At 70.8% G+C, this 19946-nt stretch carries 20 protein-coding genes and 1 other RNA gene; 10 read left to right on the plus strand and 11 right to left on the minus strand.

Going from position 1 to position 19946, the window contains the following annotated elements; genetic code table 11:
- Positions 1–27: 27 nt before the first annotated feature.
- The 4 genes from ACQEVB_RS13160 to ACQEVB_RS13175 are packed head-to-tail and all read right to left on the minus strand — an operon-like array spanning position 28 to position 5793.
- A complete protein-coding gene (locus ACQEVB_RS13160; protein WP_432969695.1) occupies positions 28–1713 on the minus strand; it encodes an ABC transporter family substrate-binding protein in 1686 nt (561 codons plus the stop codon).
- Positions 1714–1730: 17 nt separating this feature from the next.
- Positions 1731–3872, minus strand: coding sequence for a dipeptide ABC transporter ATP-binding protein (locus ACQEVB_RS13165; RefSeq protein WP_432969698.1), 2142 nt, complete (start codon positions 3870–3872; stop codon positions 1731–1733).
- On the minus strand, positions 3869–4810 hold the full coding sequence (locus tag ACQEVB_RS13170) for an ABC transporter permease (protein WP_432969701.1): 942 nt from the start codon (positions 4808–4810) through the stop codon (positions 3869–3871). The genes ACQEVB_RS13165 and ACQEVB_RS13170 overlap by 4 nt, the downstream gene beginning before the upstream one ends.
- Positions 4810–5793, minus strand: coding sequence for an ABC transporter permease (locus tag ACQEVB_RS13175; protein ID WP_432969704.1), 984 nt, complete (start codon positions 5791–5793; stop codon positions 4810–4812). The genes ACQEVB_RS13170 and ACQEVB_RS13175 overlap by 1 nt, the downstream gene beginning before the upstream one ends.
- 340 nt (positions 5794–6133) lie before the next feature.
- Here ACQEVB_RS13175 and ACQEVB_RS13180 point away from each other — a divergent pair, with 340 nt between their 5' ends.
- The 5 genes from ACQEVB_RS13180 to ftsX all read left to right on the plus strand — a co-directional run bounded on the left by ACQEVB_RS13180 (position 6134) and on the right by ftsX (position 11265).
- Positions 6134–7807, plus strand: a complete 1674-nt coding sequence (locus ACQEVB_RS13180) for an ABC transporter family substrate-binding protein (protein WP_432969707.1) — start codon at positions 6134–6136, stop codon at positions 7805–7807.
- Positions 7808–7879: 72 nt separating this feature from the next.
- Positions 7880–8407: a PadR family transcriptional regulator gene (locus tag ACQEVB_RS13185; protein WP_432969710.1), complete on the plus strand. Its 528-nt coding sequence runs from the start codon at positions 7880–7882 to the stop codon at positions 8405–8407.
- Between the two features lie 11 nt (positions 8408–8418).
- A complete protein-coding gene (gene prfB / locus ACQEVB_RS13190; RefSeq protein ID WP_432969713.1) occupies positions 8419–9525 on the plus strand; it encodes a peptide chain release factor 2 in 1107 nt (368 codons plus the stop codon).
- Positions 9526–9661: 136 nt separating this feature from the next.
- The gene (gene ftsE / locus ACQEVB_RS13195; RefSeq protein WP_432969716.1) at positions 9662–10351 is read left to right on the plus strand and encodes a cell division ATP-binding protein FtsE; all 690 of its coding nucleotides are present in this window, start codon (positions 9662–9664) and stop codon (positions 10349–10351) included.
- The gene (gene ftsX / locus ACQEVB_RS13200; RefSeq protein ID WP_432969719.1) at positions 10351–11265 is read left to right on the plus strand and encodes a permease-like cell division protein FtsX; all 915 of its coding nucleotides are present in this window, start codon (positions 10351–10353) and stop codon (positions 11263–11265) included. The genes ftsE and ftsX overlap by 1 nt, the downstream gene beginning before the upstream one ends.
- On the opposite strand, the gene ACQEVB_RS13205 is transcribed toward ftsX, so the two are convergent.
- Genes ACQEVB_RS13205 through ACQEVB_RS13215 form a run of 3 tightly spaced genes read right to left on the minus strand, consistent with a single transcriptional unit; the run spans position 11266 to position 13093 of the window.
- Positions 11266–11631: a type II toxin-antitoxin system VapC family toxin gene (locus ACQEVB_RS13205; RefSeq protein WP_432969722.1), complete on the minus strand. Its 366-nt coding sequence runs from the start codon at positions 11629–11631 to the stop codon at positions 11266–11268.
- A gap of 29 nt (positions 11632–11660) precedes the next feature.
- Positions 11661–11921 (minus strand): type II toxin-antitoxin system VapB family antitoxin, encoded by a 261-nt coding sequence (locus ACQEVB_RS13210; RefSeq protein ID WP_432969725.1) that lies wholly within the window; start codon positions 11919–11921, stop codon positions 11661–11663.
- The gene (locus ACQEVB_RS13215) at positions 11918–13093 is read right to left on the minus strand and encodes an MFS transporter (RefSeq protein ID WP_432980331.1); all 1176 of its coding nucleotides are present in this window, start codon (positions 13091–13093) and stop codon (positions 11918–11920) included. The genes ACQEVB_RS13210 and ACQEVB_RS13215 overlap by 4 nt, the downstream gene beginning before the upstream one ends.
- Before the next feature lie 97 nt (positions 13094–13190).
- On the opposite strand from ACQEVB_RS13215, the gene ACQEVB_RS13220 reads away from it, so the two are divergent.
- From ACQEVB_RS13220 to ACQEVB_RS13230, 3 genes are read left to right on the plus strand one after another with little or no spacing between them, the layout of a single operon-like run.
- The gene (locus ACQEVB_RS13220) at positions 13191–14102 is read left to right on the plus strand and encodes a LysR family transcriptional regulator (protein WP_432969728.1); all 912 of its coding nucleotides are present in this window, start codon (positions 13191–13193) and stop codon (positions 14100–14102) included.
- Between the two features lie 9 nt (positions 14103–14111).
- Positions 14112–14603, plus strand: coding sequence for an SsrA-binding protein SmpB (smpB, locus tag ACQEVB_RS13225; protein WP_432969731.1), 492 nt, complete (start codon positions 14112–14114; stop codon positions 14601–14603).
- Entirely contained in the window at positions 14603–15499 is an 897-nt protein-coding gene (locus ACQEVB_RS13230; RefSeq protein ID WP_432980334.1) for an amidohydrolase family protein, read from the plus strand. Before smpB ends, ACQEVB_RS13230 begins: the two co-directional genes overlap by 1 nt.
- 74 nt (positions 15500–15573) lie before the next feature.
- On the opposite strand, the gene ACQEVB_RS13235 is transcribed toward ACQEVB_RS13230, so the two are convergent.
- On the minus strand, positions 15574–16854 hold the full coding sequence (locus ACQEVB_RS13235) for an FAD-binding oxidoreductase (RefSeq protein ID WP_432969734.1): 1281 nt from the start codon (positions 16852–16854) through the stop codon (positions 15574–15576).
- Positions 16855–16924: 70 nt separating this feature from the next.
- On the opposite strand from ACQEVB_RS13235, the gene ACQEVB_RS13240 reads away from it, so the two are divergent.
- Entirely contained in the window at positions 16925–17830 is a 906-nt protein-coding gene (locus tag ACQEVB_RS13240; RefSeq protein ID WP_432969737.1) for a LysR family transcriptional regulator, read from the plus strand.
- Positions 17831–17861: 31 nt separating this feature from the next.
- Positions 17862–18236, plus strand: a transfer-messenger RNA (tmRNA) gene (ssrA, locus tag ACQEVB_RS13245).
- Positions 18237–18452: 216 nt separating this feature from the next.
- On the opposite strand, the gene ACQEVB_RS13250 is transcribed toward ssrA, so the two are convergent.
- The 3 genes from ACQEVB_RS13250 to ACQEVB_RS13260 are packed head-to-tail and all read right to left on the minus strand — an operon-like array spanning position 18453 to position 19941.
- On the minus strand, positions 18453–19118 hold the full coding sequence (locus tag ACQEVB_RS13250; protein ID WP_432969740.1) for a dihydrofolate reductase family protein: 666 nt from the start codon (positions 19116–19118) through the stop codon (positions 18453–18455).
- Positions 19118–19597 carry an SRPBCC family protein gene (locus ACQEVB_RS13255; protein ID WP_432969743.1) on the minus strand — a complete coding sequence of 160 codons (480 nt, stop codon included), beginning with the start codon at positions 19595–19597 and terminating at the stop codon, positions 19118–19120. Before ACQEVB_RS13255 ends, ACQEVB_RS13250 begins: the two co-directional genes overlap by 1 nt.
- The gene (locus ACQEVB_RS13260) at positions 19594–19941 is read right to left on the minus strand and encodes an ArsR/SmtB family transcription factor (RefSeq protein ID WP_432969746.1); all 348 of its coding nucleotides are present in this window, start codon (positions 19939–19941) and stop codon (positions 19594–19596) included. Before ACQEVB_RS13260 ends, ACQEVB_RS13255 begins: the two co-directional genes overlap by 4 nt.
- Positions 19942–19946: the final 5 nt, after the last annotated feature.

The following is a 19946-nucleotide window of genomic DNA, read 5'->3' on the forward strand; positions in this document are numbered from 1 at the left end:
TGCCGAGCTCGTCGCCTCAGGTACGTGCTACTTCTGCCAACCCACGTTCTCCGGCCGCGGGTTGTAGTACGTGGCCCCGCCGCCCCAGTCCGGGCCGTAGTTGGCGAGGCCCTTCTTGACGAACGCGATGTCGGCGCCGCTGTAGATCGGCATCAGGCCGTAGGTGCCGAAGGCCTCGACCTCGACCTCGTTGGCCTTGGCGATCTGCTCCTTCTGCGTCGGCAGGGTGCCGACGGCCTTGATCTTGGCGTCGAGGTCGGCGTTGCCGGACTGCGAGAGGTTCAGCTGGCTGTCGGTGCAGTACAGCTGGCAGAAGTACGCGACGCCGTACGGGTCGCTCTGCGCGAAGCCGTTGAAGAACACGTCGAACGAGCGGTTGGCGATGACCGAGGAGAACTCCGACGCCGGCAGCGCCCGCACGTTCGCGGTCACGCCGATGTCCTTCATCATCTTGACGACGGCGGCGCCGACAGCCTTCTTCGTGGCCGTCTCACCGGTGTAGACGAAGTCGAACTGCAGCGGCTTGCCGTCCTTGGCCCGCATCCCGTCCGGGCCGGCCGGGTAGCCGGCGGCGTCGAGGTCGGCCTTCGCCTTGCGCGTGTCGAAGGTGACCACCTTCGGGAAGTTGTCCTGGTAGCCCTCCTGGCCGGGCAGCAGCGCCAGCGAGCCGGGCACCTTCTCGGTGTAGTCCAGGCCCTGGAAGACGATCTTCGCGATCTGGCCGCGGTCGACGCCCTCCATGAGTGCCTTGCGCACGGCCGGGTCGGCGAGCGCGGGCGTCTTCGCGTTGAACTGGAGCAGGTAGAGCGATGCCCGCGTCGCGGTGCGCTTCTCCGCGCCTGCGACGTCCTTCAGCTGGTTGACCTGCTCGGCGTTCGGCGTGTAGACGGCGTCGAGCTGGCCGTTCTTGAACGCGTTGACCGCGGCCGGGGTGTCCATCCCGAGGATCGTGTGCGTGTCGAGCTTGCCCGGCTCGCCCCACCACTTCGGGTTGCGCTCGAAGACGAGGGTGCTGTTCTGCTTGTCCCACTTCTGGATCTGGTATGGGCCCGCGCCCCACTCGTTGTGCGGCTCGTTGAGGAAGCCCTCGTTGAACGTCTTGGGGTCGGCGGCCTTCGGGTTCAGGACCCAGTTGAAGAGGCCCGGCCACCACACCCACAGGCCGTTGAACGTGACGACGGCCTGCTTGTCGTCGGCACCGCGGGTGACCGACGCGATGCGGTCGTAGCCGTCGCTCGACAGGACCGAGTAGGCCTTGTCCTTGCCGTTGTTGGTCTTCCAGGTGGCCTCGAACGCGGTCCAGTCGATCGGCGAGCCGTCGTTCCAGGTGGCCTTCGGGTTGATCGTGTACGTGATCCGGGTGTTGCCGTCGACCGTCTCCTCCTTCGGGTCGGAGGCGAGGTAGTCGCGGTTGTACTGCACGCCCCCGTCCTCGGTGAAGGAGATCAGCTCCGGGGTGTACATCCGCGCCACGATGCGGCTGTACAGGGTGGCGTCGCCCTGGAACTGGTTGAACTGGGTGGAGATCTCGATCAGCGCTTCGGTGAAGGTGCCGCCGTCCTTGATGTTGTCGCGCGGCTGCGCGTTGATGCTCGACGCCTCGCCCGCCACGGGCGGGGCGCCGGCCCCGTTGCCGCCTCCGCCGCAGGCGGCGATCGTCACCGCCAGCGTTGCGGTCGCCGCGACGGCCGCGATCCTCCTGAACGAGCGCATGGTGATCCCCCTGGTGGTCAGCGGTAGTGGCAGGCGTTGCGGTGGTCGGACGTTCCGTCCCCGGTCAGCGCGGGGGTCTCGCCGCGGCAGCGTTCGCGCTGCGGCTCGTCGAGCGTCAGGTGCAGCGGGCAGCGGCCGACGAACCGGCAGCCGGGCGACGCGTCCGTGGGGCTGGGGACGTCGCCGCGCAGCAGGATCCGCTCGCGGGTGCGTTCCACCTGGGGGTCCGGTACGGGGATGGCCGAGAGCAGGGCCTGCGTGTACGGGTGCTGCGGGTCCTCGAAGACCGCGTCGACGGCCCCGATCTCGACGATGCGGCCGAGGTACATCACGGCCACCCGGTCGGAGATGTGCCGCACGACGGACAGGTCGTGCGCGACGAACAGGTAGGAGAGGCCGAGCTTGGCCTTCAGCCCGTCGAGCAGGTTGATGACGCCGGCCTGGATGGAGACGTCGAGGGCGGAGACGGGCTCGTCGAGCACGACGACGCGCGGGTTGGTGGCGAGCGCCCGGGCGATCCCGATGCGCTGGCGCTGCCCGCCGGAGAACGCGGTGGGGAACCGGTCGCTCTGGTCGGGGTCCAGCCCGACCAGGCCCATCAGCTCCTCGACGCGTGCCGCGATGACCTTGCGATCGTCCTCGCCCGCGGCCTGCAGCGGTTCGGCGAGGATGTCGAAGACGGTCAGCCGCGGGTCGAGCGCGCCCATCGGGTCCTGGAAGACCATCTGGATGTCGCGGCGCAGCGCGCGCTCGTCCGCCCGGCCGCGGAGGGTGGCCACGTCGGTGCCCGCGACGGTGAGCGTGCCCTTCTCGGGCGGGCGCAGGTTCATGATCTCGAGCAGCGTCGTCGTCTTGCCGCAGCCCGACTCGCCGACCAGCGCCAGCGTCTCCCCGGTGCGGATCTCGAGGTCGACGTCGACGACGGCGTGCACCGACCCGACCCTGCGCTTGAGCAGTGCCCCCTTGAGCAGCGGGAACGTCTTCGAGACGCCCTGCAGCTCCAGCACCGTCTCGCGCTCCGCGCGCGCGATCGCGGGGTGGGCGGCCTCCGGGATCACGGGCACCGGGAACACCGGCTCGCCGTCGATCGCGCCGTCGTCGATCTCGTGGGCGCGCACGCAGGCCGCGGTGTGCTCGGCGAGTCCGGAGCCCCCGACGAGCCGCAGCGGCGGCTCCTCCGCCGAGCAGGCGTCGATCGACGCGGGACAGCGCGGCACGAACGGGCAGCCGGGCGGCAGGTCCACCAGCAGCGGCGGGTTGCCGCTGATCGGGACGAGCGGGGTGCGCTCGCGCGCGTCGATTCGCGGCACCGCGCCGAGCAGCCCGATCGTGTAGGGCATGCGCGGGCGGGTGAACAGCTCGTCGACGGGTCCGCGCTCGACCGGACGGCCGGCGTACATGACCATGACGTCGTCGGCCGAGCCGGCCACGACGCCGAGGTCGTGGGTGATCAGGACGACGGCGGCGCCGGTCTCGCGCCGCGCCACCTTGAGCACGTCGAGGATCTGGGCCTGAACGGTGACGTCGAGCGCGGTCGTCGGCTCGTCGGCGATGATCACGGCCGGGTCGTTGGCGATCGCCATCGCGATGACGACGCGCTGGCGCATACCGCCGGAGAACTCGTGCGGGAAGGCGCCGAACCGGGCCTTCGGGTTCGGGATCCCGACGAGGTCGAGCAGCTCGACGGCCCGCTTCTCGGCCTGCGCCTTCGGCAGCTGCTGGTGGATCTGCAGCGCCTCGACGATCTGGCGGCCGACCGTGAAGATCGGGGTCAGCGACGACAACGGGTCCTGGAAGATCATCCCGAGCTCGCGGCCGCGGACGCGGGACATCTCCTTGTCGTCCAGGCCGAGCAGCTCGCGCCCGCCCAGCAGGATCGAGCCCTTGATCGACGCGTACTCGGGCAGCAGGCCCATGATCGCCATCGACGTGACCGACTTGCCGGAGCCCGACTCGCCGACGATGCCGAGCGTGCGGCCCGGGTAGAGGTCCAGGTCGACGCCGCGCACCGCGCGCACCGTGCCCGCCTCGGAGGGGAACGAGACCTCCAGGTCGCGGACGGTCAGGATCGGCTCGCCGGACAGCGGCGCGTCGAGGATGAGGGACTCGCGTCCGAACGGCGCGTTCTGTGCTGAGTATTCGCTCGCAAGCTCGCTCATGCCCGCCCTCCCGACCTCGACGTGGGATCGAGCGCGTCGCGCAGCCCGTCGCCGATCAGCGCCATCGACGTGGTGAGCAGGGTGAGCAGCCCGGCCGGGAAGTAGAAGAGCCACGGCGCGCTGGACATCGTGCTGGAGCCGTCGGCCAGCATCGTGCCGAGGGAGACGTCGGGGATCTGCACCCCGAACCCGATGAACGACAGCGCCGTCTCGCCGAGCACGGTGGCGACCACCCCGAGCGTGAATGTGATGATCAGCAGCGAGCCGATGTTGGGGATCAGGTGGCGGAGCACGATCCGCATCGCGCCGACCCCCATGAAGCGCGCGGCCTGCACGTACTCGCGCTCGCGCAGCGACGTCGCCAGGGCCCACACGACGCGGGCGTTGTACATCCAGCCGAGCACGGTGAGCCCGATGATCAGCACCCGCCAGTCGCCGCCTGCCCGGTTGGACACCAGCGCCAGGATCAGGAACGACGGCACCACCAGCAGGAAGTGGATGACGCCGAGGATGGCCTTCTCGGCGTTGCCGCGCAGGTAGGCCGCCGCGCAGCCGACGAACGCGGCGATGAACGTGGTCAGCAGCGACACGATCAGCGCGATCGTCAGCGACCGCTGCAGGCCGTGCACCGACTGGGCGAACGTGTCGTTGCCGGCGCCGTTGGTGCCGAACCAGTGATCGGCCGACGGCGGGACGGTGAGCGAGGTGAAGTCGACGTCGGAGTAGGTCCAGCTGGTCAGGAACCCGCCCAGCACGCAGAACAGCACGAGCAGCACCAGCACGACCAGCCCGACCACGGCCCCGCGGTTGCGCAGGAACCGGCGCACGTACAGCTGCCGGCGGGTGAGCCGCTTGCGACGGGTGGTCTGCTGCTCCTCCAGCGTCAGCTCGGCGCCCACGTCGACGGTGGGGGCCAGCTCGGGGACGTTCATCGTCATCAGGCCACCCGCACCCTCGGATCCAGCGCCACCACTGCGATGTCGGCGAGCATGGCACCGATGGCGGTCATCAGCGCGCCGAACGCGGCGACTCCGACCGCGCCGTGGATGTCGTTCTTGGCGATCGTCGTCACGAAGTACTGGCCCATCCCCTGCCAGGCGAAGATCCGCTCCGTGATCACGGCGCCGGTGAACAGAGCCGGGATGGCGAACGCGATCGACGTCGCCACCGGGATCAGCGACGTGCGCAGCCCGTGCCGACGGATCGCCTCCGCCCTGGTCAGGCCCTTGGCCCGGGCGGTGCGCACGAAGTCGGAGTTGATGTTGTCCAGCAGCAGCGACCGCTGCAGCAGGTGATAGCTCGCGTAGCTGATGACCGTCAACGAGATCGTCGGGAGCACCAGGTGCTGGATGCGGTCGACCACCGTCGGCCAGAACCCGCTGACCGTCGGCGACTGCGCGCCGGCAACGAAGAACAGCGTGTTGCCGACGGACTGGTTGATCGCGATCGCGACGAGCACCACCGCGAGCCCCGCGACCGCCGGCGGGATGTTCAGCGTGATGATCGACAGGCCCTGTGAGAACCGGTCGGAGAACTTGTACTGGCGCGACGCGGTGTAGACGCCGAGCCCGATGCCGATCACCGTCGACAGCACGACCGAGAAGAACACCAGCTGGGCGCTCACGCCGATGCGGAACGCGATCTCGCCGTTGACGCTCTCGCCGATCGGCGACGCGCCCCAGTCCCAGCGCGTGACGATGCCCGTGATCCACGTCCACCAGCGGCCCAGCAGCGGGGTGCCCGGGTCCAGGTTGTAGCGCTGCAGCGAGATCGCGATCTCCTCGGGCGAGCGCGGCGGCCGCAGCTGCAGGTAGTTCGCGCGCGGGTCCAGGAACGCGTTCGCCAGGAAGTACGTCAGGTTGGTCGCGACCACGATCATCGCCAGCCAGCCCACCGACCGGCGGAGGAGATATCTCAGCACGTGCGGGGACGCTCGCTTTCTCTCGCGTGCAGGCGGATCGAGGTCGTCGAACCGACTGGGCGATCGGGTGGCTCGCGACGCCCCGGTCGGTGGCGCGGGCCACGCCCACCAGGCGGAAACGCCGTGCCTACTGGGCTACTGGCCGGTACCCTGCGTCGGCCGACGTGAGATTGGTGTGAAGTCCGACGCATCGACGCCCACCGGTGTCGCGAATGCAAGCGTCATACGGACCAATCGGTCACCTGCGCGGACGTTCCGTCGGTGCGCACGCAACTACTGCAGTTCGCGTACTACTGTGCGCCCGAACGCGGTACGGGGCCGTTGGGGACGGAGCGGGCACATGACCGGGCGGAAGAAGATCGGCGCAATCGTGGTGGCTCTCGCGGCGGCCGTCACCCTGGCGGCCTGCGGGGGCGCGGACAGGGGCGCGCCGCCGCTCACGCAGGAGCAGCTCGCCGCGCAGACCGGGTACAACCCGCAGCCCTACGAGAACATCAAGGACGGCGGCGCGCTCACCACCGCGCTCCCGGAGATCACGGCCCAGTTCAACACGTTCCACGGCGACGGCACGCTCTACACGAGCAACGTCTGGCGCTGGTACAACCCCGTCCTGATCACGTTCACCGCCGACGGCGACGCCGTGTTCAACCCGGACTACCTGACCGACGTCAAGCAGGAGACGGTCGGCGGCAACACGAAGATCACCTACACGATCAACCCGAAGGCCACCTACAACGACGGCTCGCCGATCGACTGGACGGCGTTCGAGGCGACCTGGAAGACCAGCAACGGCACCGACGAGTCGTACTCGGTCAGCTCCACCGACGGGTACGACCGCATCTCGTCGGTCACCCGCGGCGTCGACGACCGGCAGGCCGTCGTCACCTTCAACGGTGTGTGGGTGTGGTGGCAGGGCCTGTTCAACTACGTGCTGAACCCGAAGGCGGCGTCGCCCGACGTCTACAACAAGGGCTACATCGACACGCCGCACAACGAGTGGGGCGCCGGTCCGTACCAGATCCAGAAGTTCGACAAGCAGAACGGCACCATCATCTTCGAGCGCAACCCGAAGTGGTGGGGCAAGCCCGGGAAGCTCGACACCCGGACGTTCGTCGTGCTCGAGGACACCGCCGAGATCAACGCGTTCCGCAACGGCCAGATCGATGCCGTCGCGATCAACACCAAGGACGAGTACGCGCAGCTGAAGGGGCAGGCCGGCACCGAGATCCGCAAGGGCCCGTCGCTGCAGGTGGACTTCTACACCCTGAACGGCGGCAGCCCCATCCTGTCGGACATCCAGGTGCGCAAGGCCGTGCTGGAGGCGATCGACCGCCGCCAGATCGCCGCGTTCCACTTCAACGGGCTCGACTACACGGCCGACCCGCAGGGCTCGATGCTGCTGCTGCCCTTCCAGAAGGGCTACGCCGACGTCGTCGACAAGGTGATCCCGTACAACCCCGAGCAGGCGAAGAAGGACCTCGACGCCGCCGGCTGGGCCCCCGGACCTGACGGCATCCGGACGAAGAACGGCCAGCGGCTGCAGCTGACCTACGTGAACACCGGTGACTCCACGCTGGGCAAGGCGCTCTCCGGCGGTACCCAGGCGATGCTGAAGCCGGTCGGGGTCGACGTCCAGATCAGGAACATCCCGAGCTCCGACTACTCGAAGGCCATCACCACCGGCGACTTCGACATCTTCTACTCCGGCGTCTCGCAGACCGATCCGTTCGCGCTGGCGTACCTCTGCCAGACCTACTGCTCCAACAGCACGCTCATCCGTTCGAAGGTCAACGATCCGAAGAACGACGCGCTGATCAAGGAGGTGGGCGCGCTGCCCACCGCGGAGGAGCAGTTCGCCCGAGCTCCCTCGGTGGAGCAGGTCACGCTGGCCACCTACGGCGTCCTGCCCACGGTGAACCTGCCGTACATCGTCGCCGTCAAGAACGGGTTGGCGAACTCGGGCGCGGTCCGCTTCTTCACCACCACGCCGGAGAACATCGGCTGGCAGAAGTAGCGTCAACCTGATCCACCCGACAGCCCGGTCGCTCACCCTGCGACCGGGCCGCTGTCCTGGCACCGTGTGGGCATGCCCACCGTTCCGACGACTGTCAACGCCACCGCTGCTGCCCTGCTCGGCCTGCTGCACGAGGGTCCGCGGACGGGTGGGCAGCTGGTGGCGGAGGCGGGGGAGCGGTTCGGGGCGTTCTTCTCGGTGACGAGGAGCCAGATCTACCGCGAGCTGCCGGTGCTGGCCGACGCCGGACTGACCAAGCCGGGGGAGCCGGGGCCGCGGGCGTCGCGGAAGTACGCGATCACCGCGGCCGGGCGGCGGGCGTTCAAGGCGTGGCTCACGGCGGGCAGCGGCACGGACGCGCTGCGCAGCCCGCTGGTGCTGCGGTTGCTGCACGCCCGGTGGTTGGCCGCCGACGACCGCGACGAGCTGGTCCGGTCGGCGCGCGACGCCTACCGGGAGCGGCTCGCGACCGAGCGGGCGGCCGTGCGGGCCGCGCAGGATCCGGTGGAGCGGGCGGTCGCCGAGTTCGCGGTGGGGCACACCCGGGCGGTGCTGAAGCTGCTGGACGCCGTGTCCGAGGCGTGCCAGCAGTCCGCGTAACCTGGACTGTTGTGAACCCCGACGTCGCCGCCGACCTGAAAGAGCTCACTACCACGCTGGAGAGCATCGAGGCGGTCGCCGACCTCCCCCGGCTGCGGTCGGAGATCGCCGACCTGGAGGACCAGGCCGGCCAGCCCGACCTGTGGAACGAGCCCGCAGCCGCGCAGAAGGTCACCAGCCGCCTGGCGCACGCCCAGGGCGACCTGCGCCGCCTGGAGGACCTGCGCCGCCGGCTGGAGGACCTCCCCGTCCTGTACGAGCTGGCCGAGGACGAAGGTGACGAGGCCGCGGGCGCCGACGCCGACGCCGAGCGGGCCAAGCTGCGCGAGGACATCTCCGCGCTGGAGGTGCGCACCCTGCTGTCGGGCCAGTACGACCAGCGCGAGGCGATGGTGACGATCCGGTCCGGCGCCGGTGGCGTCGACGCGGCGGACTTCGCCGAGATGCTCCTGCGCATGTACCTGCGGTGGGCCGAGCAGCACAACTACTCCACAGAGGTCTACGACACCTCGTACGCGGAGGAGGCGGGCATCAAGTCCGCCACGTTCCAGGTCCACGCCCCGTACGCGTACGGCACGCTGTCGGTCGAGCAGGGCACCCACCGGCTCGTGCGCATCTCCCCGTTCGACAACCAGGGCCGCCGGCAGACCTCGTTCGCCGACGTCGAGGTGCTGCCCGTCGTCGAGCAGGACGACGCCGTGGAGATCGACGAGAAGGACCTGCGGGTCGACGTCTACCGCTCGTCGGGGCCGGGCGGGCAGGGCGTCAACACCACCGACTCCGCGGTGCGGCTGACCCACCTGCCCACCGGCATCGTGGTCTCCTGCCAGAACGAGCGCTCGCAGATCCAGAACAAGGCCTCCGCGATGCTGGTGCTGCAGGCCAAGCTGCTGGCGCGGCGCCAGGAGGAGCAGCGCGCCGAGATGGACGCACTCAAGGACAACACCTCGGCGTCCTGGGGCAACCAGATGCGCTCCTACGTGCTGCACCCGTACCAGATGGTGAAGGACCTGCGCACCGAGTACGAGGTCAACAACCCCGCTGCCGTGCTCGACGGCGCGATCGACGGGTTCATCGAGGCGGGCATCCGCTGGCGGCGCGGCGCGTCCACGAACTGATCGCGTCCGCTCCGGGCCAGCGGCTCCCCAGCGCATGGGACAACGCTCTGCTGAGCACGCGGCTGCCACGTGACGGGCATGGTCGGAGCACCCCTGGTCACGGAGAGGTCTCGGCCCGCCGGTAGCGTTCGCGTCCGTGATCCGCCTGGAACGCGTCACCAAGCTCTACAAGTCCTCCACGCGCCCGGCGCTGGACAGGGTGTCGGTGAACATCGAGAAGGGCGAGTTCGTCTTCCTCATCGGCCCGTCGGGGTCGGGGAAGTCGACGTTCCTGCGCCTGCTGCTGCGCGAGGACGTGCCCACGAAGGGCAACATCTTCGTCTCCGACCTCAACGTGGCGAAGCTGCCGCGCCGGCGCGTGCCGCGCCTGCGGCAGCGGATCGGCTGCGTGTTCCAGGACTTCCGGCTGCTGCCGAACAAGTCGGTCGGCGAGAACGTCGCGTTCGCGCTCGAGGTGATCGGCAAGCCGACGCCCACGATCCGCAAGGTCGTGCCCGAGGTGCTCGACCTCGTCGGACTGACCGGCAAGGCCGACCGCATGCCGAACGAGCTCTCCGGTGGCGAGCAGCAGCGCGTCGCGATCGCGCGCGCGTTCGTCAACCGGCCGCTCGTGCTGCTCGCCGACGAGCCGACCGGCAACCTCGACCCCGACACCAGCCAGGACATCATGCTGCTGCTGGAGCGCATCAACCGCACGGGCACCACGGTGCTCATGGCCACCCACGACCACTCGATCGTCGACTCGATGCGCCGCCGCGTCGTCGAGCTCGACACAGGCCACGTCGTCCGCGACGAGGCCCGCGGCGTGTACGGGGTGGGGCGCTAGTGCGCGCCGACTTCGTCGTCCGCGAGGTACTGACCGGGCTGCGCCGCAACGTCACGATGACGGTCGCGATGATCCTCACCACCGCGATCTCGCTGGGCCTCGTCGGCACGGGGTTGCTGGCGGTGCGCACGATCGACCGTACGGAGGACCTGTACTCCAGCCGCGTCGAGGTCCGCGTGACGCTCACCCAGGACGTCTCGGCCGCGGACACCGACTGCAGCCAGCCGATCTGCACCGGGCTCAAGCAGACGCTCGAGAAGTCGCCGCTGGTGGCGTCGGTGACGTTCGAGAACCAGCAGCAGGCCTACGAGAACTACAAACGGCTCTTCGCCGGTCAGGCGCTGGCCGACCTGCTGCGCCCCCAGTCGCTGCCGGCCGCGCTGCGCGTCAAGCTCGCCGACTCCGGCGGCTCCACCGACGCCGGCGGCGCCGCCGTCAAGCAGGCCATGCAAGGACAGGTCGGCGTGCGCACGGTGATCGACCAGCGGGAGATCGTCGCGAAGCTGTTCGACTTCCTCGGCGGCGTGCGGAACGTGACCTTCGCGCTGGCCCTCGTGCAGGCCATCGCGGCGCTGCTGCTGATCTCCAACACCGTCCAGGTGTCGGCGTACACGCGGCGCACCGAGGTCGGCGTCATGCGGCTCGTCGGCGCCACCCGCTGGTACACGCAGCTGCCGTTCCTCATCGAGGCCGTCGTCACCGGTGTCATCGGTGCGATCCTCGCGGCCGCCGGCCTGCTGGTGGGGAAGTTCCTGTTCATCGACTCGCTGCTGTCGGGCATCGTCGCCGACAACGTGGTGCCGCCGATCCAGGTCTCCGACGTGCTGTGGGTCTCGCCGATCCTGGTGATGATCGGCGCCGGCATCGCCGCGGTCACCGGCTACGTCACGCTGCGGGCGTACGTGCGGCTGTAGTCACTTCCGCAGCGCCGAAGTGATGTCGGTGTGGGTGAAGTCGTCGCCCTTGAACAGCAGCGGCCGGCCGGTCACGCTCGCCAGGGCGTAGGAGAAGCAGTCGCCGAAGTTGAGCTTCGCGGGGTGACCGCTGCCGCGGCCGAAGTCACGGTATGCCGCACGAGCGATCATCGCTTGTTCGGGCGTCGTCGGCTCGATCGAGATCCGGTTTTGCCGGAAGATGTTGTCGAACGTTCGGATCGACACCGGATCCCGCCCGGCATCGGCCACGATGGCGGCCTCGAGGTAGGTCGCCGCCGATACCGACAGCTCGTCCGCCGCTGTCATGGCCTCGGCGTACATCCACGCATCCGGCTCGGCACGCACGATGGCGATGATCGCCGACGAGTCTATGATCACTTGGGCAAGCCGTTCTCGTCGTACAGGTACTCGTCGACATCCATCGTGCGCCATTCGGGTGGCATCCGGGCGGCTATCTCACGCCCCATCGCGAGGATCGCCTCCGCACGCTCCTTGCTCCGGTCCTCGGAGTTGCGTTCCCGGGAGAGCCGCTCCTTCAGGGCCCTCGTGACCGCCTCCGTGATGCTCTCCCCGGTCAACTCCGCCAGCTCGCGCGCGAGCCGGTGGGTCTCCTCGTTCTTGATGTTCAGGCTCATCGGTCCTCCATGGTGGAAGCACTCCGGTTCCATGGTAGCAACGCCGGCGTCAGCAGGAGGGCGATTCCGGCGATCCCGACGGCGACGCGGGTCCCGACCATGGCGGCCAGCAATCCCCAGGTCGCCACGAGCACGGCCGTCACCAGCCGGGTGGTCACCGTCCAGGCGAGGAGCACCCGCGCCACGTCCCCGGACGCGGGGCGGCGCAGCCGGCGGGCGAAGAGCAGCGGGTTGAACACGCCCATCGCCGTGACCGTCGCCGTCTGGGCCATCATCACGAGCAGCAGTCCGGCCAGCCCGGGCATGGTGAACGCGAGCGGCCAGATCCATGCCGCGCGCAGCACCCCGGCCACGCGGAGCACCCGGTCGGGGTCGAGGCGGCGGGAGAGCCGGGCGCCGATGGAGCCACCCAGGCACGGCAGCCCGAACGCCAGCCCGTACGCGAACGCGCTGAACCCCAGCTCGCCGAGCATCAGGTGCGCCATGAGCGGTGCGGTCGCCATGATCAAGGCCGCCACCAGCGCGTTGTTGGCGAGCAGCGTCCGCAGCTCGGGGTCGGCGCCGATCACGCGCCAACCGCGGACGAGGTCGGCGAGCCTGCTCCCGCTGCTTCGCGCCGGCACGGGCTCCGGCGTCCGGATCGCGCGCAGGCACAGTGCCGACAGCAGGTAGCTGGTCGCGTCCACAGCCGCCGTCACGGCCTGCCCGAGTACGCCGACGAGCGCGCCGCCCAGCGGCGGACCAAGGGCCGTCGACAGCCAGGTGACCTGCTCGAACCGGCCGCCGACGGCCGCGAGCCGGTCGGGCGGGACGAGCGCCCGCAGGTGAGCACCACTCGCCGCGCCGGCTGCCACGGCCGTCACCGCAACGGCGACGGCGGCCACCACGAGGTGCGCGAACGAGAGCACGCCTACGACAGCAGCCACCACCACTGACCCGAGCACCGCGCAGCGCACCAGGTCGGCGCCGACGAGCACCGGCCGCTTGCGGCGGAACTCGACCCACGGGCCGAGCGGCACCGCCGCGAGTGCGGCGAGCGCGCCCAGCGCCGCGAGCCCCGACACCTGGGTGGCACTCGCGTGCAGCACGACGACCGCGATCAACGGGAACGCGTCGAGCGCGAGCATCGAGCCGAAGGTGCTGACCGTGAACGCTCTGCTCAACCACCGCACGTCCCCCACGCGGCGAGCAGATCGCGGTCGGGTGATTGCCGGCAAACAGCCGTCGAGCCGTCGGCGACCACCGTCGGTTGTCTCCTACGCTCGCGGCGTGCACACGGACGCGGTGCGGGCGTTCCTGCTCGTCGCCGACGGCGCCCGGTTCGTCGTCGCGGCCGACCGGCTCGGCGTCAGCCAGCAGGCGGTGTCGAAGCGGATCGCCGCGCTGGAACGGCAGCTCGGCGTCACACTTCTGGACCGCACGGGCGGGCGGACCGCCCTGTCCGCCGACGGGCAGGCGTTCCTGCCGCACGCCCGTGCCGTGGTGGCGGCTGCCGACGCGGCCGTGGCGGCGCTCGCCCCGTCGGGACCACTGCGGGTGGACGTGATCGGCCGCCGCAGCGCTGCCGCGGACCTGCTCGTCGCGTTCCACGCCCGCCATCCCGAGGTCGAGGTCGAGATGTGCACCCTCCCGGGCCTCGCGGCGGCCGGGGAGGCGCTGCTCACGGGTGCGATCGACGCGTCGTTCTGCTGCGTCGTCGATCCCGCCGCGGTGCCACCCGGGCTCGACCACGCCCGCGTGTACGACGAGCCGCTCGAGCTCATGGTCGGGCCCAGGCACCCGCTCGCGGCCGTCGAGACCATCCGGCCCAGCGAGCTGCCGCCGCTGTGGATCCCCGGGGCCGTACCGGGAACGGAGTGGGCGACCTACTACGACGCACTGGTCGCGGAGTTCGGCCTGGAGATCGACACCGCGGGGCCGAACTTCGGATCGCACCACCTCGTGGAGACCGTCGCCGCTGACCCCGAACTCGCCAGTCTCATCGGCGCCCGCACCCGGATCGCGTGGCCGTCGCGGGCCGAGGTCAGCCGCATCCCCGTCGTCGATCCGACGCCCGCGTACCCGAACTCGCTGATGTGGCGTGCGGGCGACCGGCACCCGGGTCTGGCCGCGTTCCGCGCTTACCTGGCCGACCTGCCGGACGCCCATCACGTCCGGAACTGGCTTCCTTCCTGGGCGTAAGGTGGTTCGGTGGTGAAGGAAAAGGGGCGCAAGGTGATCGCGCAGAACCGCCGGGCGCGACACGACTACGCGGTCCTCGACACGTACGAGGCGGGCGTCGCGCTCGTCGGCACCGAGGTGAAGAGCCTGCGGGAGGGGCGGGTCTCGCTGGTCGACGCCTACGCGACCGTCGACGACGGCGAGGTGTTCCTGCGCGGGCTGAACATCCCCGAGTACCACCTCGGCACCTGGACGAACCACGAGCCGCGCCGCGTCCGCAAGCTGCTGCTGCACCGCGAGGAGATCGAGCGGCTGATCGGCAAGATCCGCGAGTCCAGCCTCACGCTCGTCCCGCTGTCGCTGTACTTCAACGACGGCAAGGTCAAGTGCGAGCTAGCGCTCGCGCGGGGCAAGAAGACCTACGACAAGCGCACCGACCTCGCCAAGCGCGACGCCGACCGCGAGATGGCGCGCGCCTTCGGGCGTGCGGCGAAGGGCCGGGCACGGGACCTGCGCCGGTGATCCCACCCGCGTCGGACGCCGACGTGCCGCGGTTCCTGGGGGAGCTCGGCGTGCCCGGCATCGTCGACGCGCACGTGCACTTCCTGCCTGAACGGATGCTGGCGAAGGTCTGGTCGTACTTCGACGACGCCGCCGTCCACTACGGGCGCGACTGGCCGATCGCCTACCGGCTGCCCGAGGACGAGCGGATCGCGGTGCTGGAGAAGCTCGGCGTGATCGGGTTCGCGCCGCTGGTGTACCCGCACAAGCCGGGCATGGGTCGCTGGCTCACCGAGTGGGTCACCGAGTTCGCGGCGCGCACCCCGGCCGCCGTGCCGACGGCCACGCTCTACCCGGAGCCGGACGTCGTCGAGTACCTCGGTGCGGCCGTCGAGGCCGGGGCGCGGCTGGTGAAGGTGCACGTCCAGGTGGGGGCGTTCGACCCGCGCGACGAGCTGCTGCGGCCGGCGTGGGGGCTGCTCGCCGAGGCCGGGGTGCCCGCGATGGTGCACTGCGGCCACGGCCCGATCCCGGGCACGCACACCGGCCTCGACGTGTTCGGCGAGGTGCTGGCCGAGCACCCGCGGCTGCCCGTGGTGCTGGCGCACGCCGGCATGCCGGAGTTCGCCGCGGCGCTCGACCTCGTGCACCGCTTCGAGCACGTCCACCTCGACACGACGATGGTCGGCACCGCGTTCACCGAGGAGATCATCCAGCTGCCCGCCGACTGGCCCGCGCAGCTCGCGGACCTCGGCGACCGCGTCGTCTTCGGCACCGACTTCCCCAACATCCCGTACCCGTACGCGGAGCAGGTGGCGGCCGTCGCAGGTTGGGCGGAGCGCGACGACCGCCTCGGCGCGCCCTGGCTGCGCGCGGTCCTGCACGACACCCCGGCGCGGTTGCTCGGCGTCGCCTAGCGACGTCACACACCGAGTGCGGTCCGCACACACGTTGCAGCATGTGTGAGGACCGCACTCGATGTGTGACGTCGTCAGGACGGGAGGGGCGCGCCCGGTGCCAGCACGCCGTCCGGGTCCACCTCTGCGCGGATCCGCTGCAGCCGCGCCAGGTCCGCCGGGGTGTACGCCTGCGCGACCGCGGCCGGGTCGGCGCCCTCGCCGAGCAGCAGGTTCGCCAGCCGGCCCACCGTCTCGGACGCCGCGGCGGCGCGGAACTGCGCGTCCAGCCGGTCGACCGCCGCCGGGTCGACGCCGGGCGCCATGATCGAGATGGTGCCGGCGGTCCACTCCGCGTCGCGGCGCAGCGGACCGGCCGCGCTCGGCCGCGTGAACGCCCCGCCCATCCGGCGGAACTCCACGATCCGCGGCACGCCCTGTCCCTGCGTGGCCGTGGCCGCGTCGAGCACCGCGTCGGGCAGCGCCTGCAGCGCCACGGTCGTCGAGCGGCTCGCCACCGGCCCCGACGGGTCGCTGTGGATCGTGTGGCTCTCGGTCCACGGCAGCTCGCGCAGCTCGTCGCGCAGGGGTTCTGCCAGTCCGCGCAGCGGTGCCACCAGGCGCTCTCCCTCCGGCGACGGGCCCTCGTAGGCGACGCGCACCACCAGGGTCGGGTCCGCGAACGCCGCGACGGCCGCCGAGGTCGACATCCCCTCGGGAACATCGACCGCCCAGTCCCGCCAACCGCGCAGCGTCGCCGCCGTCGCGGGCAGGTGCAGCGCACCCCCGAACACCGTGGTCAGCGACAGCAGGTCGATCTCGACCGCCGTCACGATGCCGAACGACCCGCCGCCCCCGCGCAACGCCCAGAACAGGTCACCGTCGGTCACGCGGCGCTGCTCGCCGTCGGGCGTGACGATCTCGAACGCGCGGACGTGCTCGGCCGCGTACCCGTGCCGGCGGCCCAGCAGGCCGATGCCGCCGTGCACCAGGTACCCGGCCGCGCCGACGTCGGGCGAGCTGCCCGACAGCGGAGCCAGCCCGTGCTGCGCGGCGGCCGCGATGACAGCGCCCCACCGGGCGCCCGCCTCGATCCGCGCGGTCCGCGCCACCGGGTCGACACCCACTGCGTCCAGCGCCCGGGTGCTGATCAGGATCGCCTCGTCGTCGACCGCGGCGACCCCGTGCCCCGTGGCCTGCACGGCGACTCGCCGGCCGGCCTGCCGGGCCGCGCGCACCCCGGCGACGACGTCGTCGGCGGAGCGGGCGACCACGACCGCGGCCGGACGGTGGCTGCGGTGGGTCTGGAAGCCGAGGCGGGCCTCGTCGTAGCCGGGCTCGCCAGGACGGATGGTGGTCATGGTCGTCGTGGACATGACCCCACGATCAACCTGGCCTGACCAGAAGTCCAAGACATGGATCTGATGTCATGCATAATGAGTGCTTATGGAGCTGCATCAGCTCGACTACCTCGTCGCCGTCGTCGACGAGGGGAGCTTCACGCGCGCCGCCGCGCGCCTGCACGTCTCGCAGCCGGCCGTCAGCGCCCAGATCCGCAAGCTCGAGCACGAGCTCGGCGAACCGCTGCTCGACCGCGCGCCGACCGGCGTACGACCCACCGCCGTCGGCGAAGCGGTGCTCGCGGAAGCACGCACGGCGGTGGCCGCCATCGGCCGGATCCGCGAGACCGTCACCGCCCACCGCGGCCTCCTGCAGGGCCGGGTCAACGTCGGCGTCGTCGGCAGCGGCCTACCTCCGCAGCTGCCCGACCTGCTCGCCTCCTTCGCCCGCGCCCACCCCGGCGTCGAGGTCTCCCTCACCGAAGGCCGCGGCGCGGAACGGCTCACCGCCCTGCTCGACGGTCGCAGCGACCTCGCCATCGTCGGCGTCGTCGGCGACCCACCACCCGGCATCGCCGCCATCCCGCTGAGCGACGAACCCATCGTCGCCGGCATCGGCCCCGACGACCCGCTCGCCGGCCGCGCCCGCGTCCACCTCGCCGAGCTCGCCGACCGGCCCGTCATCGCCCTGCCCGTCGGCACCGGCCTGCGCGCCGGCATCGACGCGGCACTCGCCGCCGCAGGCGTCGCACCCCGGATCGCCTACGAAGCCGGCACCCCCGCCATGCTGGGCGAACTCGCCGTCCGCGGGCTCGGCGTGGCACTCGTACCAGCGTCCGTCGTCCCCTTCGTCGACGGGCTGACGGCGATCGACCTCGACCCGCCGCTGCGCGGCCGCATCGATCTCGTCTGGCCCTCCGCCCGCCCCGTCAGCCCTGCCGGCCGCGCCCTCATCGCCCACGTCCGAGCGGGACTGGAGAACCGGGATGATCCGCCGGCCCGGACGCGTTAAACTCCTCGGACGCCCGGCAACGGGCGCAGAAGGGGGTGAACGGTTTCGACTCCTGAAGCAGACCAAGGGGAAGCGTGCCGAGGAAGGCAACGATGAGCTCGTTAACCATGCGTTGCAAACCAATAAGTGCCGCTGATAAGCGCACTGCCAACGATTACGCCCTCGCGGCCTGATCTGATTGGCTGTCGGCCCGGGGGCGTCCCCGCTCCGGTGTCCGGCATCATCTAGGGGGCTTCACCTCGCGGTTCGGTCGCGGAACCGCGAGGGACACCAAACAGCGACTGGGATCGTCACACCGGCTCGTCCGCGGGACCGGTGGATCCGAGTAGAGGCACAGCGGACTGCGCACGGAGAAGCCCTTGTGACGCAAAGGAGGACCCGGGTTCGATTCCCGGCACCTCCACGCTCGGGGATCGGCGGTGCGCGCTCGCGGAGCGCGCTCGCCGGTTCATCCCCATCGCTGCGCCTTCTGGGGGCCAAGCCCCCAGACCCCCGGCCGGCGGGCAAGCCCCCGGACCCCCATCCCTGTGGTCCGCTGTGATGGGTGGCCCCGGGCCCCATCCCAGCCCCGCCGGCGGGCAAGCCCCCGACGTCCAGAGATCGTCACTGTCGGGGTGGGTGGTTATCGCTTGGTCACGGTGTAGGTCAGGTGAGTCACCCGGGCTGAGGCCGTCGAGCTGAGCTGGGTCAGGGTCAGGCGGTCGGGGTCCACGCGGTCGAACAGGCGGATGCCGGTGCCGAACAGGACGGGCGCGAGCGTCACCGAGAACTCGTCGACCAGGCCGGCGTCCAGGTACTCCTGGATCGTCTCGCCGCCGCCGGCGATGCGGACGTCCCGGTCACCGGCCGACTCGCGAGCCTGGTCGAGCGCGCTCTCGATGCCGTCGTTCACGAAGTGGAACGTGGTGCCGCCCGGCCGCTCCCACGGGTCACGTCGCTCGTGGGTCACGACGAAGACCGGCGTGTGGAAGGGGGCCTCCTCCGGCCACGCCCGCTCGCCGCCGTCGAACATCCGCTTGCCCATGACGCTCACGCCGGTCCGCTCGTACGTCGCCCGCGCGATGTCGTTGTCGACGCCCTCCTCGCCACCCTCGCCGAGGTGGAGGTTCTCCCGGAACCACCGCAGCGGGAACGCCCACGCCTGCAGCTCCGACCACTTCGTCATCCAGCGCTGGGCCCGCGGATCGGTCCGACCCTCCGGCGAGAACACGACGTCCAGCGGCACGTCGTCCGGCGCCATGAACCCGTCGAGCGACATCGTGACGCTGAAGAACACCTTCCCGGCCATCAGCTCCCCGTTCCCTTCGAGGTGAGTTCGGCGACGTACGTCGCCAGGTTGCGCAGCGTCTGCTGGCCGCCCTCGATCGCGTGGTACTTCTCCACCGCCTCGTCGCGGAGCTCCTTGCTGGGGAAGACGGTGCGCATCACGATCCGGGTCTCGGGGCCGACCTGTTCGAACGCCAGGACCGAGTCGAACGCGTCGGGGTCGTCGCGGAACGCGCCGTGCCGCAGCGCGATCCGCTCCGGCGGCACGATCTCCTCCCAGGTGATCCACTCCTGGTAGTCGGTGCCGTCCGGCCCGTGCATCACGAAGTCCCAGGCCCCGCCGGCGCGGAACTCGAAGGAGCGCGTGGTCGTGGAGAACCCGTCAGGGCCCCACCACCGCGAAAGGTGCCGGACCTGCGTGAACGCCTCGAACACCAGCTCCCGCGGAGCGTCGATGGACCGCGACACCACGATCTCGCGGTCGCTACTGGTCGTCGTCATCCGGTCGGTCCTCCCGAGTCCTGTTTCAGGTCCTCCACGTACGCGGCCAGCCGGTCGAAGCTCCCGCTCCAGAACCGCTCGAAGCCGCCCAGCCACTCGTGCACCGGGCGCAGCCCCCGCGCATCCAGGTCGTACAACCGCTGCTTGCCCGCCACGCGGACCCGCACGAGCCCGACCTCGCGGAGCACCCGCAGGTGCTTCGACGCCTGCGGCTGGCTCATCCCCAGGTCGCGCGCCAGCTCGGTCACCGGCTGCTCGCCGCCGCGCAGCAGGACCAGGATCTCCCGCCGCTGCGGCTCGGCGATCGCGTTGAACGCGTCCGAGGTCGTCGCCGCTCGTGCCACGCGCC

This window comes from Pseudonocardia sp. CA-107938, assembly GCF_050936315.1.
In the GTDB taxonomy this organism is placed as follows: domain Bacteria; phylum Actinomycetota; class Actinomycetes; order Mycobacteriales; family Pseudonocardiaceae; genus Pseudonocardia.